This is a genomic window from Pseudoduganella sp. HUAS MS19 (genome assembly GCF_053615455.1).
Genome location: NZ_CM132133.1, coordinates 2,710,177 through 2,727,475 on the forward strand (window position 1 = coordinate 2,710,177; position 17,299 = coordinate 2,727,475).

Sequence of the window (17,299 nt, forward strand, 5' to 3'; positions counted from 1 at the left end):
ATGAAACGATGGTTGGCAATGCTGGCCGTGGCACTTGCCGCCGGCACGTCCCTCGCAGCCGACACCCCTGTGCCGCGCCAGCAGGACGCCTCCGCTCCAGTGGCCAGCGGCAAGGCGTCCGGTAGCGCAATGCCGCGCGTGGAACCGGTGGACATTCTCAAGCAGAACCAGGCCGAACGCACGCGCGACCAGCCGGGCAATAACGCGCCGGTATGGCGCCAGGTCGTGGCAGGGGAGACGCACTACAGCAGCCTGCCTTACCCCGAAGCCGGCGTACTGATCCAGCCCAAGGCGCAGCTTCCTGGCCAGCCCGTGGCGACGACGGCAGGCGAAGCATGGCGCCGCTTCCGCAATGGCCCCATGATGAGCATTGGCGGCTGGCTGATCCTCGGCGTGCTGGCCGCAATCGCCGTGATGTATTTCGCCAAAGGCCCGATCAAGGTCCATTCGCCGCCAACCGGCCGCAAAATCCAGCGCTTCACGCCAACCGAACGTTTCGTGCACTGGACCACAGCCATCACCTTCGTCCTGTTGGCCGTCTCGGGCCTGTGCATGATGTTCGGTAAATTTGTGCTGATGCCCGTTATCGGGCACAGCCTGTTCGGCTACCTGACCTATGCCCTGAAAACCATCCACAACTTCGTGGGCCCGCTGTTCACGATTTCGATCGTCGCCACCTTTATTCTTTTCGTTAAAGATAACTTCCCTATCGTTGCCGACATCAAATGGCTGGCCAGGCTGGGCGGCATGTTCGGCCAGGGCCACGCCCCCGCCGGCCGTTTCAATGCCGGTGAAAAGCTGTGGTTCTGGGGCGGTGTCACCTTCCTTGGCCTGGCGGCCAGTGCATCCGGCCTCGTACTCGACAAGCTGGTGCCCAATCTTGAATACACCCGCTTCGTGATGCAAGGCGCGAACCTGCTGCACATCACGGCTACCGTGCTGATGATGGGCCTGGCCCTTGGCCACATCTACCTCGGCACCATAGGCATGGAAGGCGCGTACAAAGCCATGCGCGAGGGTTTTGTGGATGATGCCTGGGCGCGCGAGCACCACGATATCTGGTACCAGGAAGTCGTGGACGGCAAAGTGCCGCGCGTGCGTGCCCCTGAACACGATGGCGAAACGGTACCGCCGCCCGCACCCAAGACTGTCTAAGGAGCATGCCATGAACAAGCCTATTGTCGCCCTGGTACTGCTGGCTGGCTGCTGCGCCGCGCAAGCCAAACTGCCAGCGCCTACCGAAGAACAGAAGGCCGCCGCAGCAGCGGCAAAAGACAAGCAGGCCTGGAACGACAAGGTTGCCGCCTACAAGCTATGCCAGGCGCAGGATCGCGTAGCGGCCCACTATTTCAAGGCAAAAGCAAGCAGCGCCAAGCCATCGGCGGCGCTGCCGCCATGCGCCGATCCCGGGCCGTATGTGGCCCAGGTGGCTGCTACCAGGGAAGTCGGTGTCGCTGATGCGAAGCCGGTGCCCGAGGCGGGCAAGAAGAAGCAATGAAAAACCCGCCGCAGCGGGTTTCCACGGGGGGAGTGGTTGCGGCTTAGCCCAGCTTGTCGTTGGACTTGCGACGGGAAGCCAGGCCCAGCAGGCCAACGCCTACCAGCAGCATCGCATAGGTAGCTGGTTCCGGAATCGGAGCCGCCAGGTTCAGGTTACCAGCATAGGAACCGCCCAAGCCTGCGATGGCGGTGCTGCCGGTGACCGTAAAGCCATAGTTCCCCGACATCAGGGCATCGATCGGGAAGAACTCGATACCGGACGAAGTGTCGAAGGTGGTGGACAGGGGAGTCTGGCTGCTGTCGGCTTCAACTTTGAAGAACTCAATGCCAGTGATGCCATAGTTTGCCAGGCGCGAACCATCGATCCAGGTTTTACCTACCACCACGCTACCGCTCGCATAGGTTGCGTTGGTATCCACGGTGAACAGGTAAGTATCGATATAGTCCCCGGCAGTCGCGTGCAGTGCGCCGAAGATGGCATTGCCTGCTGCATCAAAGGTCAGGGTGGTCTGTGCCATAGCGCCGGAGCTGGCGAACAGCCCTGCGGATAGCATCAATGTTCCGGCTACCTTGCTAAGAAACGCTTTCTTCATGTTAATACCCCTTGAGATAGTGTTGTTGTGAAGGTGAAGCGGTTGTCAGTGTGCAAGAGATTGCTTGGTTATATCGTCAGTGGCCTGCTGAAAACATAACCTTTCCTGCTTACCAACGACGATCAATATAGCCCACCCCCTCCGGCCATTAGTTCACTAATGAAGTGTGTATGTTTGCAAGCGTACAGAGCTCGACCAGGCCTGCGGGGCACAGGTAAAGCGCCGAAGAACGTCAAGGGAAAAATTTTTGTGTGCTCGAGCCCGCAAGGCTTTTCCGCCACATCGCGTAGTCCGATTCCGACAGGAACAAGAGCCGAACTGACGGGGGAATTGTGAGCAAACGCACCGTATGCAAGCGGGCCGGAAAATAAGATGGAAGCGTGATCGAAGCGCCAAGCGCTCATTACCAGACAACCTGGCCGGCTACTGCCGCAGCGAGGCACCGGCCCAAAAACAGAATACGGAGGCCTATCATGACCCAGACCAACCACCCATCCAAGTACGTGGTAAGGGAGTACCTCGAACGCCGTTCTCAAGCCGCCAAGCCACCTCCATCGCCAGAGGAGATTCGCCGTCAGTTGGGCTGGGGTTTGATGTTGTTCGAGCCGAAGATGGAAACAGGGCGCTAGACCCCCGTACTGCCACATGACCCGCCGCTTTCGGCGGGTTTTTTTTCGCCGTTCGCTGAATTGTTCGCCATTCACCGAGCCGCCGCCGTCGTTCACCGAAAAGCCGTTTCGCCGCCTCCCGCCCCCCGCTATCGTTCATCCATCCAATCAACGGGGAGCAAAAAATGAGCAAAGAAATGCAATCGCGCAGCCAGCTGCTCTGGGGCCTGATCGTGATCGCAGTCGGCGTGCTGTTCCTGACCGACATCGATATTCCGCCAATCGGCCAACTGTGGCGCTACTGGCCTTTCCTGGCCATGGCATTCGGCGCAGTCAAATTGATCCCGCCGACCACGCCGAAACATGTGCTCGATGGCCTGTGCCACATCGCCTTTGCCGGCTGGTTTTACATGTCGTTCGAACATATCTGGGGCCTGACCTTCCACAATAGCTGGCCCATCCTGGTTATCATCGCCGGCATTTGCCTGCTGGTGCAGCCATTTGTGATTAAATACAGCGCCAATAAAGAGGAGAACCAATAATGCGCAACCGCAGCCATCGCGAACGTAACACCACATCCCAGATGCTGATTGGTGCCGGCGTCATCCTGGCCGGCTTCCTGTTCCTGATCGATAACCTAGGCTGGATCGACCTCGACCTGCGAGTGCACTTCTGGCCCGTCATCCTGATGGTATTTGGCGCTTCGACCCTGGCGCAGGCGCCGCGGCGCGGCAGTGGGGCAGCAGTAGCAGGCATTTTCATGATCGGCTTTGGCGCATTATCGCTGCTGAAGGGATTGGGCCTGATTTACTTCAGCTGGAAGGTCATCTTCCCGATCGGGATTATCGGGGTAGGCCTGATGATGGTGTTCCGTGCCAGCAAGCGGCGTAAGGAGCCGGACGGCGACAGCACTGCCGCCAAAGATTTCGCCGACGACAGCTTCGTGTTCGGCGTATCGGAAGGCGAGACCAGTGAGCGCGTGCTGGACCTGACGGCCATCCTCGGCGGTTTCCAGCGCAAGGTGACCACGCAGGACTTCCGCGGTGGCGACCTGACCAGCATCATGGGCGGCATTGACCTGGACATGCGCACCGCATCGCTGAACGGCTCGGCGGTACTGAATGTGTTCGCCCTGATGGGCGGTATTTCGGTCAAGGTGCCAACCGACTGGACGGTGGAACTGGAAGGTACGCCTATCCTGGGCGGCTTCGAAGAAAAGACCATGGAGCCAAAGGACAGCAGCAAGCGCCTGGTGATCCGCGGCACCGTCATCATGGGCGGCCTGGAAGTCCGCAACTGATGCAGAGCGTGTTGACCAGCCGCAGCGGTGCGCTGCTGTACCTGACGGTCTGGCTGTTGCTGGGCATAGGCCTGGGCGGGGCGGTGGCCCAGCTGGGCGACGAACCCTGGCTGCGCGCCATGCTGTTCGCAGTGCCGGTGACCTTGCTGTTTTCGGTCGGGGCCGGCTTCTCGGCCTACTACATGTGCAAGGCCAACCCGTTGCGCGAACGCAGTCCGGCAGTGATCCTGGTGTCGATGCTGACTGCTGCCGTGTGGGCCGGCTTCTTGTGGGTGTTCCTGATGCGGCTCTGGAATGCCGCTGCTGAATCGTTCGACGTCCAGGGCATTGCGATCCGCCCGCAGTTGACGGCATTGTTGTTCTCGCTCGGCATCCTGATGTATGGCTTGCTGGCGAGTTTGAATTACCTGGTCAGCGAGTTTGTCCGGGCCCGCCAGGCGGAACAGCGCGAACTGGAATCCAAGCTGCTGGCGCGCGACGCGGAACTGCGCATGCTGCGCACCCAGATCGACCCGCACTTCCTGTTCAACAGCCTGAACTCGATCAGTGCGCTGACATCGATCGACGCCAAGCGTGCCCGCGACATGACGCAACGCCTGTCGGACTTCTTCCGCCAGAGCCTGGGCATTGAAGCGCAGGGCAAGATCACGCTGGAAGAGGAGGTGCGCCTGGTCGGCCACTTCCTGGCAATTGAAAAAGTGCGTTTCGGCGCGCGGCTTGGCGTGGAGCAGGAAGTGGATGAGGCAGCGTTGCCATGCCTGCTGCCCCCGATGATCCTGCAGCCGTTGGTGGAGAACGCCGTCAAGCACGGCATCGGCGGCATGCCGGAAGGCGGCACGGTGCGCATCGACGCCCGCCGCGAAGGCTCGCGCCTGAAGGTCACCGTGGAAAACGATACCGACCCGGACACGCCATCCCGCAAGGGCAATGGCATTGGCCTGGTCAATGTACGGGAACGATTGGCAGCGGCCTATGGCCACCTGGCCAGCGTGCACTGCACACACGAAAACAACAGTTACCGGGTGGCGCTGACGCTGCCCGCCGAGACGAAGGAGTCCTGAAATGCGCGTCATCATTGTCGATGATGAAGAATTAGCCCGCGGCGTCATGCGGGAATACCTGCGAGCCCACGCCGATGTGGAAGTGGTGGCCGAATGCGGCAACGGCTTCGAGGCCGTGAAGGCGATTGCCGAACTGGAACCGGACGTGGTGTTCCTCGACATCCAGATGCCCAAGCTGGATGGCTTTGAAGTGGTGGAGCTCGCCGGCAGCAAACCGCATTACGTATTCGCCACAGCCTACGACCAGTACGCGTTGAAGGCCTTCGAAGTGCACGCGATCGATTATCTGCTCAAACCGTATCCTCAAGAACGCCTGGACCAGGCAGTGGCGCATGTCCGCACCCGCCTGGGAAGTGCGCGCCCGCCGGTAGCGCAGATGGCGACCGAGGCTGCGACTCGCAATGGCCCCCTGGAGCGTGTGCTGATTCGTGACGGCTCGCGTGTGCACGTGATTGCCGCTGAACGCATCGACTCCATCGAAGCCCAGGACGATTACGTCGAGATCCTGGCGGAGGGAAAGCCTTACCTGAAGAACCAGCGCCTGTCGGAGTTGGAAGAACAGCTTGACCAGAGCCGCTTCGTGCGGCTGCATCGTTCATGGATCGTCAACGTGGAACGCATCGAACGCATTGAGCAGGCGACCAAAGACAGCCACTGCGCGGTGCTGAAAGATGGCCGCAGAATTCCAGTCAGCCGCAGTGGCTACCAGAAAGTGAAGGGCCTATGAGAATTGCAGCGGAACTCGCGGAGGGTATCCTCCGCGGACAGACCGCATTCATTAGATGGCTGCAGGCTGAATTGCGCTTGGCCCTTGGGCTTGCGCCATGGGGGCGCAAATGAAGCTGCAGGCGTGCCATCACTTGCCTGAAACAGGTAGTTTGCGGCAAACTAGCAAAATGATAAAAAATCAACTGAGTTACTGGAAAAAAATCCCGGAGGTTGGCGCAAGCTCGCGCGAGACGGGGCTTTTCTACAGCCTTGTTAGGCGTTAGGGCACACATGATCCGCTTCTGCATAATCACCGCATTGATGCTCGTCTCCTCGCCGGGCATGACCCAGACGCTATACAAGTTCGTTGGACAGGATGGAAAGATTGTTTATAGCGATCGCCCTCCCGCAAATGGAAAGATCGAAAAGACGCTGCACACCCAAAGTCTTCCGAACACGGCCTTGCCAAGTGCAACAGCTGGCGAACTGGCCCGCCTTCGAAAGGAAGCGAAGCCCACGACCAGTCCTAATGCTGGAACGGTCATGTTCAGTGCAGCCTGGTGTGGATACTGCCGTCAGGCGAAAGCCTATCTTGCCCAGCGCGGGGTAGCGTACAAAGAAGTGAACATCGACACTCCTGAAGGGAAGACGGCGTTCGCTAAAGCGAGCACCGAAAACGGAGTTCCTTACCTGCTCAAGGACGGTGAGGGTCTACGCGGCTACAGCAAAGAGGCGTATGACGAATTCTTTGCCAGGCGCTGAGTGTCGTCTGGCAAACAATGACTCGCTGCGGAGGTCCCTTACCGCCGCGAGGCCATTACTACGCACGGACTAAAACAGGCGCTGCGTGGTGCCGGAAAATGCGGGACACCGATCTGCTGCGGCTCCGATGCAATTTCCGAATCGGACTTCGAGAATTTGGAATGCCCTTCCGAGAGCGCAGAGGTACGGGCCGAGCAGTCGAAACCATCCATGAGCATCATCCGGGAGAACCGATCTGGAGCGAACATATCAAAACCCCTAACCGGTTAATCAACCTGACGGCTTAACGGCTGCGCGTTCAGCCGACAGGTATCGTGCCCATTCATATCATACGGAACGCTATGGCAACCACCCCACCAACAAACCCTGACCGAAGAAAGCTCCTGTGGGATCTTTCATCGGAGCGCCGGAATCAAGGCCGGCATTCCGAAAACCTTCGAGCTACAGTTGCGGCGCAAACGATGACGGTAGCTTCGGCACTGGTGGCCGTAGCAGTTTACGACAGCAAAATTAACCTCGTTGACCTTCCGTTGTGCGTTCTCGTGACGTTGGTAGGCGTCATAGGCACGGTCTTTTCTGCCACATACACAGAGCGGTATCATCGCAACCGTAAGCGGGCCTCCGATTTGCTGAAGGAGCTCGACGCGTGCACGGAGCATGGCGATCGGCAATCCGCAATGGAAATCGAGCGATGCGCAGACGAACAGACCTGGGCTAAAAAGCGCTTTTCCATCGTCCGGAGAATATCGAGCTCCCATTGGCTGTGGCTTCTGTTCCCACTTGCAGTCGCATTACTTGGCGTCGTACTTTGCGTAGTAGCGCTGGCGGCTGGTCAGTCTTCGCAGTAACAATAGCGGCCATCAGAAAGTGAAGCGCTGTGGCGCCGTCCAACCGTCTCGCGCGGAGCTATCGTGCCGGGACTGTATCGGATCGCTTAACAACCAGGAACGAAAGCATGAAGCCTGACAGGATTTACTTCAAAGACAATCCGTGGCCGGAAGGCCACCCGATCAAGGAATTTACCTGGTCTGCCAAAGAGATCGACGGTGAGATCTGGTTCGATTTCCATCTCGAGTCGGACGATTACTACGCTGAGCGGGACATTGAGGACGACGAAAACACGGAGTATCCGTCCGATTGGGCAGCCCCCATCGTATGGGGAAATTACCATTCCTGCATCTTGTCTTCAAGCTATTGGGACAATGATGGGTTCCGGGTTTGCACCAAGGCGGACTATACGCCGGAACTGCTGGATGGCCTGGAGCTGGTCTTAGACCCGGACCCGGAGGCACTTGAAGATTTTGAAGACCTGGCGTTTCACATTTATTTGTTGGGACATGATGCGGTCGGCAAGCATAAAATCAGATTCGATCGCATTGATGAAACTTCCCGGTTCAGGATTACTTGGAGCGGAAACATCGCTCGGGCCTACGTTGGTGATTACGAGTTCAAGCAGGAGTTCTCGCTTGTGATTTCGAGTGCGGATTTCCCCATGCCCTTCATTGCGAAAGACCTGTGAACGCACCGGCAACTGAAAACGCCCGATCAAGCTATTACCACTCTTCCTGGATTTAATGGTGCCCTGCGCCAGTTAATGGGTTCACACACGGAGGGTGAGAATGTGTGAGACACGGCAGGATTCGTTTTTCATATACTTCGCGTTATGAAAATTTTCTTGTCTCTGATTCTTGCCGTGGCGGCCTTGCCGGCGTATGCACAACTCTATAAGTGGACCGACGCCGACGGTAAGGTCCATTACTCGGACCGTCCCCAAGACGGTGTTAAATCCAAAGAAATCGCTGTGCAACGTCCCGCTTCGAAGCCTGCTGCGGCACCCGGCGACGATTGGCAGCGGCGCGAACTTGAGTCGCGCGAAAGGCGCATGAAGCGTGAGGTGGCAAATCAGGAAGCTGCCGACACTGCGGCACGCAATGCGGGAAAAACGCCGTACAACCCCAGCCAGCACCGCAACAACAAGCCGATGACCGATGACGATGTCTGCAAGCGCGATGCGCAACAAATTGAGTTTTCCGAAAAGGTTCCAAGACTGGCATTTGGTGGCGCGAGCGGATCAGTCACTGTCAGCGAAGAAGAGCGCCAGGCTATCGTCCGCCAGCGCAAGGAAAACCACGCCTTGCTGTGCGGCTCGGGCCAGCGCACGCGCTAAGCCCCCAGTTGCCACCAGGCGGGAAGCAGGGCCTGGACTTCAGGACGGCCGAAGCGGTCGTCGATAAGGTGGACGGTGCCGCGGTCGCTGGTGGTGCGGATTACACGGCCGGCGGCTTGTACGACTTTCTGCAGGCCTGGATAGAGGTAGGTGTAATCATAGCCCGCGCCAAATGCCGCTTCCATGCGGGCCTTGATCTGCTCGTTGACCGGATTAATCTGCGGCAGGCCAAGCGTGGCGATGAAGGCGCCGATCAGGCGCTCGCCCGGCAAGTCGATGCCTTCGCCGAAAGAGCCTCCCAGTACAGCAAAACCAATGCCTTCGCCGCCTTCACGGAAGCGGGCGAGGAAGGCGTCGCGCGCTGTTTCGTCCATGCGCCGTTCCTGGCGCCATAGCGGAACGCCGGGATGGCGGGCGGCGAACAGTTCGGCCACCTTTTCCATGTAGTCGAAGCTGCTGAAGAAGGCCAGGTAGTTGCCGGGCTGGCGCTGGTACTGCTCGCCCATAAGCGCTGCGATGGGTGCCAGTGAGCGATCGCGGTGCTGGTAGCGGGTGGAGATGTGGCTGGCGATGTGAACCTGGAGCTGCTGTGCGTCAAAGGGGGAGGCTACGTCGACCCACGCGGTATTGGCCGGCATGCCAAGTGTGTCGGCGTAGTAGTTCCAGGGGCTCAGCGTGGCGGAGAACAGGGCCACCACGTGCGCGGCTTCGAAGCGCTGCTTGAGAAATGGCGCGGGAAGGATGTTGCGGATGCAGAGCACCGAATTGACGCGGCCTGCGGCGGCACCACGGCCACCGTCGGATTTCTCGATGTCGAACAGGGAGTGCTCGCCGAAGCTTTCCGCCAGGCGGCCGAACAGCAGGGCGTTGAAGTAGAAGTCCAGCACGTCGGCATCGAACCAGGCGGGATGTTCGGCCATGTAGTCGCCGATCTCGGTGCAGGCCGTTTGCAGCGCGGCCATGAACTTTTCTGGCAGCTCGGCGTGGCTGGTGTAATCGGCGTCCTGCGCCTTTTCCAGCGCGCTCCATTGGCGGTGTACGCGGTCGAGCGGCTTGTGGAGCGCTTCCGGCGCGGTCTTGCGCAGCACGCGCAGGCGCACGTGGTCCATGTCGGCCGAATACATCTTGCGGGCGCGCGAGACCATATTGTGGGCTTCGTCGGCCAGCACGCCGACCTTCCAGCCGTTCATCTGCATCAGGCTGTACAGCATGGCGCTGATGTCGAAGTAGTAGTTGTAGTCGCCCACCACCACGTCGGCCCAGCGCACCAGTTCCGATTGCAGGTAGTAGGGGCAGACCTGGTGCGCCAGTGCGACTTCGCGCACCGAGGCGCGGTCCAGCATCGGCTGTTGCAAGGCGGCGGCGCGCGCAGCCGGCAGGCGATCATAGAAACCTTGCGCCAGCGGGCAGGATTCGCCGTGGCAGGCTTTGTCCGGGTTCTCGCAGGCAGTGCTCTTGGCCGCCAGTTCAAGTGCTCGCAACGGCAGCAAGGGTGCGCTGCGCTTGATGGTTTCGACGGCGCCGAGCGCCATGCTGCGGCCGCTGGTTTTGGCGGCCAGGAAGAACACCTTGTCCAGGCCATGTTCGGCGCTGGCCTTCAGCATCGGGAAGATGCTGCCGATGCTTTTGCCGATGCCGGTTGGGGCCTGCGCCAGCAGCGAGCAGCCGCGCGCGCTGGCCTTGTACATGGCTTCCGCGAGCTGGCGCTGGCCGGGGCGGAAGTCGGCGTGCGGGAAGCGCAGTGCGCGCAGGTGTTCGTCGCGTGCGGTACGGTGCGCCAGTTCCTGTTCGGCCCAGGCCACGAACCGGCCGCATTGCTCTTCGAAGAAGGCACGCAGGGAGGGGGCATCCGCCTCCTCGGTCAGTACCGTTTCCTTTTGCGTGCCGATGTCGAAATAGACCAGCGCAAGGCGCACGGCGGCCAGTTCGCGCGCGGCGCACAGCAGGTGGCCGTACACCTTGAGCTGGGCCCAGTGCAGGATGCGGTGGTTGGCGGGCTGGCGCGACAGGTCGCCGCGATAGGTCTTGATTTCTTCAAGCTGGTTCTGGCGCGGGTCGTAGCCGTCGGCGCGGCCGCGCACGTGCAGCGGCCCGAAGTCGCCGGACAGGCTGATCTCACGCTCGTAGTCCTCGCCGCGGCGGCTGGTGACGATGGCGTGGCCTTCGATGCCTTCCTGGGCCGTCGGTGTGGGCGTGAAGCGCAGGTCAAGGTCGCCTTGCTTGGCGGTGAATTCGCACAGGGCGCGGACGGCGATGGTGTAGCTCATTCTTGCCACGCCAGGTAGCACACGGACACCGGCATGCCATGCTCGGCGCAATAGTCGATCCAGCGCAGCTGGTTGTCCTGCAGGCGGTCGCCCGGGCCTTTGACTTCCAGCATCTGGTAGCGCTGCTCGGCGGGCCAGAAGCGGATCAGGTCGGGGAAGCCGCTGCGGTTGGCCTTGATGTCCAGCAGGATGCGGTCGAACCACAGCTTCAGATGGGCTGCCGGGATGCAGTCCAGCGCGAGGCCGAGCAGGCCCTCATCGATCGCGTCCCAATAGACGAAAGGCGATTGCAGGCCGGCCTTGGCGGCGAAGTTGGCGTGAATGGCGTCGCGGTAGCTGCCGTCTTCCAGCCGCGCAAAGCAGGCTTCGAACAGGGCGGCGCGGCGGCGCTGGAAGTCGGCGCTGTGCAGATCCGCCGGGCCATGGTGGAAGGGATGGAAGAAGGCGCCGGGAATGGCGGCAAACACCGCATCCCAGCACAGCAGGCCAAACAGGGAATTGGCCAGTGCGTTTTCCACGTAGAAGCAGGGCACATCGTCCTGCCACAAATGGTCGCGCACGACGCCTTCCACCCACCATTCCTCGTCCGGCATCGGCAACACCAGGTCGATGCGTTCGACTGGCGTTGGCTTGTGCGCCGGCTCGCGCATGTGGCCAAGCTTGCGGCGCAGGCGCGGCGCCATACGCAGCAGTTGCTGCCGTTCGGCTTCGCTTTCCGGCGCGGCCTGGGCGCGCTGCAGCCATTCGTAGGCCAGGCCGACCCGTTCGTCCTTTTCCAGCACGCGGATGGCGCGGGCACGCGCCCCGGGGTAGGCGCATTGCCCGTACAGTTCGAAGGCGCCGGCCCAGTTGCCCAGTTTTTCCAGTTGCTGGCCGAACTGGAACAGCATTTTCTGGCGGCGGCTGTGCAGCCATTCGTTGTCGCCGGCAAGGGCCGGCAGTTCGCGCGCCAGCTGCAGCGGGTCTTCGCCGTCCGCGAATCGTTCGCGGCAGGCGTGCAGGGCCAGGTAGTCGTCGATGTCGCGGCGCGAGCGGAAGCCGCGTGCAGCCGGCGAGAATTCGACTTTCTCGTAGCGGTAGATGCCCAGGTTGGACAGTACGAATTCCGACCAGTCCTGGTGGAAGTTGCCGAAGAAGATCAGGCGCAGGCGATCGCACAGGGGCTTGGACAGGATGTGGTAGACCTGATCGCCGGCGTCGGCATACCAGGCCGTGAAGCGGTGGCTGCCTTCGTGGCGCTCGCGCAGCGCTGCGAGCTGGTCGGCCTTGCGTGCGCTGCGTTCGGCGCCGCTCAGGGCAAACACACGGGTGATCTCGGGCTTTTGCAGCAGGTCGAACAGCTCGTCCAGCGTCAGCTCAGGGTCTTGCAGCACCCAGCCTTGCTCGACCAGCGGGCCGGCGGCGGCAATGGTGCAGCCAATCTCGGGGTAGCTAAGCTTGGAGGCGCGGAACAGTTCTCCCTTGCGCATTACCATGCGCACGAACAGGGCGCGGGACGGCTGGGGCAGGGTGGGGAAGCAGGCAAGGAAGCCCGCTTCCTCGTCCGTGAGCAGGTCGCTATAGCGCTCGCCGATCCAATGCAGGACCTGGTGGAAGTTCTCCAGGTAGTAGAACGGATTTTCAAGGATCTGGTTCATGCAGGCGAGGGCGACGCGAAAACTGTATTTTTATACAGTATAACGCGTCGCCGCCCGCGTTGTCAGCCCTTCTTGCTGGCGGCGTTGGCCTTTTCCACCTGCTGTTCGAAGGCCTTGACGGCGTCGCGGGTGGCCTGGGTCACCTGCTCGTAGCCCTTGAAGGCGTTTTCAATGGCGTTTTTGACAATCTCCACGGCGTTGTCCGAACCAGGGCGCACGTTCTTGGTCACGTCGTAAATCAGGGCGCTCAGGTTGGATTTGGCTTCGGCCAGGTGGGCGTCGGCTGCCTTGTGGAAGTCGTTCGACATTTCGGTCAACAGGGCGCCAAGCTGCTGGTTGTAGGCGTTGGTGGCGGCCATGCCGGGCTGCAGGCGGGCATTGATGACGTCCAGCGCTTCCTGCGGCGTGGCGGAGGCGTTGACCTTGCGGCCGGCGTCGATCTGGTCGTCCAGCGCCTTGCGCGCCGTGGCGATATTCAGTGCCACCGCTTGCTCCACCCCTTGCATGGCGCGGCTGGTCAGGGTATTGAAGGTCTCCAGCTGGAACTCAAACAGCGTCTTGGTGGCGTTGGCGAACTGCTCGGGATTCTGAAACATACGGTCTCCTTGTCGAGGTGGGATGGCGCTGCTTCTTGCTTTGACTTCATTATTTATTACGTACCAACTTTTCGCAATGGGCATCTTTAAACGGGCCGGCCATTTGTACCCAGCCTTTGCCCAGCGGGGTTTGCGAGCATGCGCGCTGGCCGTCGACGCTGCTTTGGTACAGGTACCACCAGGCCGGGCGGGCGCTGGCGATGCCGGCCGCGGCGGCGGCCAGGAGCAAGATGGAGAGGTGTCGTTTCATAGCGGTGCGGTCGCCGGAAGGCGCATGGTGAAGGTGCTGCCCTGGCCGGGCGTGCTGGCCACGTCGAGATGCCCCGCCAGGACGCCGGTCACGATATTGTGGGTGATGTACAGGCCAAGGCCAGACTGCCCGGCGCCAAGGCGCGTAGTATAGAAAGGGTCGAAGACGCGGTGCAGGTGTTCGGGCGCAATGCCGATGCCGTTGTCGGCCACCGTCAGCAGCACGTCGCTGCCCTCGGCGCTGGCGGTGATGGTGACTGTTGGCTCACCGCCTGCCGGTGCGGCGAAGGCGTGGACGATACAGTTGTCGACCAGGTGCCCAAGCGCCTGGCTAAGCGGGATCGGATAGCTGTCGAGCTGCAGGCCGGGCACCACGTCCAGCACCAGGTTCGGGCGCGGCTGCGGCAGGCTGGCCCACAGGGGCGCCAGCATTTCCTGCAATAGCTGGTCGAGGAAGAAGTGGCGGCGCTGGGCATCCGTGGTTTCGACGGCGATCTGTTTGAAGCTGCCCACCAGGTTGGCGGCGCGCTGCAGGTTGCGCTGGATGATGTCGCCAGCCTCGCGTGCGCGCTCCAGGTAGGCGTCCAGTTCCGAGCGGCGGATGCCGGCATCGACCTGGCGGCTCAGGGCCGCGGTGTGGTCGGCCAGCGTCGTGGCGGTGATCAGGCTATTGCCGATCGGCGTATTCAATTCATGCGCCACGCCCGCCACCAGCGAGCCGAGGGCGGCCAGCTTGTCGCGCCGCACCAGTTCATCCTGCGTCATGCTGAGGTTTTCCAGCGCCGCTTGCAATTCTTCGCTGGTCAGCTCCGCATGCTCCTTGGCGCGCGTCAGTTCGGCGGTACGGGCTTCGACCAGCTCTTCCAGGTGGCTGCGATGGCGCGCCAGTTCAGCCTCGCGGCGGGCGCGCTCGATGGCGATGCTGGCCAGGTGGCTGGCGACGCCGATCAGGCGCTGTTCTTCCGCATCCGGATGGCGTACGGTCCGGTAATACATGGCGAAGGAGCCCAGCACGGTGTTCTCATCCTGCATGATGGGCATGGACCAGCAGGCACGCAGGCCGTAGTCCCGTATCAGGTCGAGGTAGGGTGCCCAGAGCGGGTCGTGTTCGATGTCCGAAACCACCACGGCCTCGCGGCGGTGCATGGCGGTGCCGCAGGAACCCACACCGGGGCCGATGGCCAGTCCATCGAGGATGGCGGCATAGGCGGCGGGCAGGCTGGGACAGCAGCCGCAGTGCATATGCACGCCGTCTTCGCCGAGCAGCATGACGGAGCACAGTACGCCGGGCGATTGCGATTCGACCAGTTGCACCAGCTTGTGCAGCGTGTCTTCCAGCGGCACGCCGCGCGCCATCATCTCCAGCAACCGTTCCTGGCCGACGCGCAAATCTTCGGCGCGCTGGGTGCCGGTGACGTCCACCAGGCGGATATGGAACAAACGCCGGCCCGGCTTGGCGATCCGCACGCCACGCGCGTTGCATTCGACCGTGCGCCCGCTGCTATGGCGTAAGGTGATGCGATGCACGCGCAACTCACCGGCCAGCACGCTTTGCATCATCGCGTTCATTTCCAGCGGGTCGCAAAAGGTGGCAAAGGGGGCGGTCAGCAATTCCAGGGCGCTGCGGCCAAGCAGTTGTTCGGCGCGATGATTCAGGTCGACGGGGCGGCCGCTGTCCATGTCGATCAGCACCACCGCATCGGGCGAGGCCGCCGCCATCATGTGGTAGTTCACCTCGAGGTCGAAGCCGCCGATGCGCTGGCCTTGCAGCGCAAACAGCACATGGTCGACCACGCTGGTGGTGGCCAGGGGCAGGGTGAAGTAGCCGTCGGCGCCGGCGCGGGCGGCGCGCTCCTTTTCGTCGTGGCTCGGGCGATGCGACATGAGCAACACCGGGATGCGGCGGTTGGCATCGGCCTGGGTCAACTGGCCGGTCAGTTCGAGCGCGGCGCTGCCGGCCAGTGCGGTATCGAGCAGCACCAGCCCAACGCCGCCGGCGGCGGCCACCTCCAGTGCATGCTGGCCGCTGGTGACCGACTCTACGCGGTACTGGTGCCGGGCGAGCGCCAGCTCCAGCGCCGCCACATCGAGACTGGCGCCGGTTGCCACAAGGATGGTGTTGTTCGCTTCCACGCTGCCAGTGTATTACACCTGCGGCGCGACGATGCGTTGCAGGTTGTCCTCAATCCAGTCGACCAGGACTTCCAGCCGTTCCGCCACTTCGCGGCCCAGCGGTGTCAGGGTGTATTCGACGTGGGGCGGGATCACGGGCAGGGCAGTGCGCAGCACGAAGCCGTCGCCCTCCAGCGCAACGAGGGTCTGCGCCAGCATTTTTTCGCTGACGCCGCCCACTTCCTTGCGCAACTGGCTGAAACGGTGCATGCCGTCGAGGAGCACCACCAGCACCAGCACGCCCCAGCGGCTGGTCACGTGGCTCAACACCGCCCGCGACGGGCATTCCGGCGCCAGCACATTGCCCGGTCTTGCCGAGCGGCGGGCCAGGGCGGCCCGCAAGGATTTTGAAGTTTTTTCCATACTTACGAAAAAGTACGTACTTACGAAAAGTTAGTGGCGGCCCTATTATAGCCCCACATCGTTTTCAACCAAGGAGAAAAACATGATCGTCGTAACCGGCGCTTCGGGCGCATTGGGTCAACTGGTGGTGCAGGGCTTGCTGGCGAAGGTGCCGGCAGCGCAAATCGTGGCGGCGGTACGCGATCCGGCCAAAGTGGCGCACCTGGCGGCGCGCGGGGTGCAGGTGCGCCGCGCGGACTATACCGATCCGGCCTCGCTGGATGAGGCATTTGCCGGCGCCGACCGCGTGCTGCTGGTGTCGGGTAACGAGATCGGCCAGCGTGCCGCGCAGCACCGTGCCGTGATCGAGGCGGCAAAACGCGCCGGCGTGAAGCTGCTGGCTTATACCAGCATCCTGCGCGCCGACAGCTCGCCGCTGCGCCTGGCCGAAGAGCACGTCGCCACCGAAACTGCCATCCGCGACAGCGGCCTGGCGTACACCCTGTTACGCAACGGCTGGTATTCCGAGAACTTCTACGGCCGCATTGCCGGCGCCGTGCAATATGGAGAGATGGCCGGCAGTGCAGGCGAGGGCCGTATTTCAGCTGCCGCCCGTGCCGATTATGCCGCCGCCGCTGTGGCAGTCCTGACCGCGCAAGCGCCGCAGCAAGTATACGAACTGGCGGGCAGCACGTCGTTCACCCTGGCTGAACTGTCCGCCGAGGCGGCGCGCCAGTCGGGCAAGGCAGCCGTCTATCGCGACCTGCCGCGGGCCGAATTTGCCGGCGTGCTGGCGGGTGTGGGCGTGCCTGCGCCCTGGCCTGACTTACTGGCCGATTCGGATGCCGGCTCCGCGCGCGGCGCACTGTTCGATGAGGGGAAAGCGCTGGAGAAGCTGATCGGCCGCTCAACCCGCAGCCTGTCGCAAGCGGTGGAGGCGGCGCTGAGCGCATAAATGAAAAAAGCTCCCGAAAGGGAGCTTTTTTGCGGAATTCTTGGTGCCCACGGAGGGACTCGAACCCCCACACCTCGCGGCACATGGACCTGAACCATGCGCGTCTACCAATTCCGCCACGTGGGCACTGTTACTGCATTCGTCTCAGAAGGTAGCGTTTGGTGCCCACGGAGGGACTCGAACCCCCACACCTCGCGGCACATGGACCTGAACCATGCGCGTCTACCAATTCCGCCACGTGGGCGCTAACTTCTTCAACTCTCTGTTGCGGTGTTGTGTGCAACAGAGGCACGCATATTAATGGCCGAGACCGAATCGGTCAAGCTTTAATTCATATTTTCGTGCAACTTTCCATTCTGCCGACCCGCAGCGGGCGCGCAAA

Annotated in this window: 18 protein-coding genes and 2 tRNA genes; 11 read left to right on the forward strand and 9 right to left on the reverse strand. The window is 61.8% G+C overall.

Going from position 1 to position 17,299, the window contains the following annotated elements:
* Positions 1-1,155 (forward strand): formate dehydrogenase subunit gamma, encoded by a 1,155-nt coding sequence (locus ACWBU6_RS12495; RefSeq protein ID WP_452649104.1) that lies wholly within the window; start codon positions 1-3, stop codon positions 1,153-1,155.
* Positions 1,156-1,165: 10 nt separating this feature from the next.
* Positions 1,166-1,498, forward strand: coding sequence for a hypothetical protein (locus tag ACWBU6_RS12500; RefSeq protein ID WP_452649105.1), 333 nt, complete (start codon positions 1,166-1,168; stop codon positions 1,496-1,498).
* A gap of 43 nt (positions 1,499-1,541) precedes the next feature.
* On the opposite strand, the gene ACWBU6_RS12505 is transcribed toward ACWBU6_RS12500, so the two are convergent.
* Complete coding sequence (locus ACWBU6_RS12505) at positions 1,542-2,093, reverse strand: FxDxF family PEP-CTERM protein (RefSeq protein ID WP_452649106.1); 552 nt, start codon at positions 2,091-2,093, stop codon at positions 1,542-1,544.
* Between the two features lie 473 nt (positions 2,094-2,566).
* Between ACWBU6_RS12505 and ACWBU6_RS12510 the strand changes: the two genes are divergently transcribed.
* The 8 genes from ACWBU6_RS12510 (at position 2,567) to ACWBU6_RS12545 (ending at position 8,699) form a co-directional block, all read left to right on the forward strand.
* Complete coding sequence (locus ACWBU6_RS12510; RefSeq protein ID WP_200951567.1) at positions 2,567-2,722, forward strand: hypothetical protein; 156 nt, start codon at positions 2,567-2,569, stop codon at positions 2,720-2,722.
* A 164-nt stretch (positions 2,723-2,886) separates the two neighbouring features.
* On the forward strand, positions 2,887-3,243 hold the full coding sequence (locus ACWBU6_RS12515; protein ID WP_452649107.1) for a LiaF transmembrane domain-containing protein: 357 nt from the start codon (positions 2,887-2,889) through the stop codon (positions 3,241-3,243).
* Positions 3,243-4,001, forward strand: coding sequence for a LiaF transmembrane domain-containing protein (locus ACWBU6_RS12520; RefSeq protein WP_452649108.1), 759 nt, complete (start codon positions 3,243-3,245; stop codon positions 3,999-4,001). The genes ACWBU6_RS12515 and ACWBU6_RS12520 overlap by 1 nt, the downstream gene beginning before the upstream one ends.
* Positions 4,001-5,062, forward strand: coding sequence for a sensor histidine kinase (locus tag ACWBU6_RS12525; protein ID WP_452649109.1), 1,062 nt, complete (start codon positions 4,001-4,003; stop codon positions 5,060-5,062). The genes ACWBU6_RS12520 and ACWBU6_RS12525 overlap by 1 nt, the downstream gene beginning before the upstream one ends.
* A gap of 1 nt (position 5,063) precedes the next feature.
* The gene (locus ACWBU6_RS12530; RefSeq protein ID WP_452649110.1) at positions 5,064-5,789 is read left to right on the forward strand and encodes a LytR/AlgR family response regulator transcription factor; all 726 of its coding nucleotides are present in this window, start codon (positions 5,064-5,066) and stop codon (positions 5,787-5,789) included.
* A 272-nt stretch (positions 5,790-6,061) separates the two neighbouring features.
* Positions 6,062-6,532 carry a glutaredoxin domain-containing protein gene (locus ACWBU6_RS12535; protein ID WP_452649111.1) on the forward strand — a complete coding sequence of 157 codons (471 nt, stop codon included), beginning with the start codon at positions 6,062-6,064 and terminating at the stop codon, positions 6,530-6,532.
* A gap of 955 nt (positions 6,533-7,487) precedes the next feature.
* Entirely contained in the window at positions 7,488-8,051 is a 564-nt protein-coding gene (locus tag ACWBU6_RS12540; protein WP_452649112.1) for a hypothetical protein, read from the forward strand.
* A 144-nt stretch (positions 8,052-8,195) separates the two neighbouring features.
* Positions 8,196-8,699 carry a DUF4124 domain-containing protein gene (locus ACWBU6_RS12545; RefSeq protein WP_452649113.1) on the forward strand — a complete coding sequence of 168 codons (504 nt, stop codon included), beginning with the start codon at positions 8,196-8,198 and terminating at the stop codon, positions 8,697-8,699.
* On the opposite strand, the gene ACWBU6_RS12550 is transcribed toward ACWBU6_RS12545, so the two are convergent.
* From ACWBU6_RS12550 to ACWBU6_RS12575, 6 genes are all read right to left on the reverse strand, one after another.
* Positions 8,696-10,966 (reverse strand): helicase C-terminal domain-containing protein, encoded by a 2,271-nt coding sequence (locus tag ACWBU6_RS12550; RefSeq protein WP_452649114.1) that lies wholly within the window; start codon positions 10,964-10,966, stop codon positions 8,696-8,698. The genes ACWBU6_RS12545 and ACWBU6_RS12550 overlap by 4 nt on opposite strands.
* On the reverse strand, positions 10,963-12,603 hold the full coding sequence (locus ACWBU6_RS12555; RefSeq protein WP_452649115.1) for a VRR-NUC domain-containing protein: 1,641 nt from the start codon (positions 12,601-12,603) through the stop codon (positions 10,963-10,965). The genes ACWBU6_RS12550 and ACWBU6_RS12555 overlap by 4 nt, the downstream gene beginning before the upstream one ends.
* A gap of 62 nt (positions 12,604-12,665) precedes the next feature.
* A complete protein-coding gene (locus tag ACWBU6_RS12560; protein WP_452649116.1) occupies positions 12,666-13,199 on the reverse strand; it encodes a phasin family protein in 534 nt (177 codons plus the stop codon).
* A gap of 49 nt (positions 13,200-13,248) precedes the next feature.
* Positions 13,249-13,449: a hypothetical protein gene (locus ACWBU6_RS12565; RefSeq protein WP_452649117.1), complete on the reverse strand. Its 201-nt coding sequence runs from the start codon at positions 13,447-13,449 to the stop codon at positions 13,249-13,251.
* Complete coding sequence (locus tag ACWBU6_RS12570) at positions 13,446-15,581, reverse strand: ATP-binding protein (protein WP_452649118.1); 2,136 nt, start codon at positions 15,579-15,581, stop codon at positions 13,446-13,448. Before ACWBU6_RS12570 ends, ACWBU6_RS12565 begins: the two co-directional genes overlap by 4 nt.
* A 12-nt stretch (positions 15,582-15,593) precedes the next feature.
* Positions 15,594-15,983, reverse strand: a complete 390-nt coding sequence (locus ACWBU6_RS12575; RefSeq protein ID WP_452649119.1) for a winged helix-turn-helix transcriptional regulator — start codon at positions 15,981-15,983, stop codon at positions 15,594-15,596.
* A gap of 82 nt (positions 15,984-16,065) precedes the next feature.
* On the opposite strand from ACWBU6_RS12575, the gene ACWBU6_RS12580 reads away from it, so the two are divergent.
* Positions 16,066-16,917, forward strand: a complete 852-nt coding sequence (locus tag ACWBU6_RS12580; protein WP_452649120.1) for an NAD(P)H-binding protein — start codon at positions 16,066-16,068, stop codon at positions 16,915-16,917.
* Between the two features lie 41 nt (positions 16,918-16,958).
* On the opposite strand, the gene ACWBU6_RS12585 is transcribed toward ACWBU6_RS12580, so the two are convergent.
* Both ACWBU6_RS12585 and ACWBU6_RS12590 read right to left on the reverse strand, forming a co-directional pair.
* Positions 16,959-17,043: transfer RNA gene (locus tag ACWBU6_RS12585), tRNA-Leu, on the reverse strand.
* 33 nt (positions 17,044-17,076) lie between these two features.
* Positions 17,077-17,161 (reverse strand) — tRNA-Leu (locus tag ACWBU6_RS12590).
* Positions 17,162-17,299: the final 138 nt, after the last annotated feature.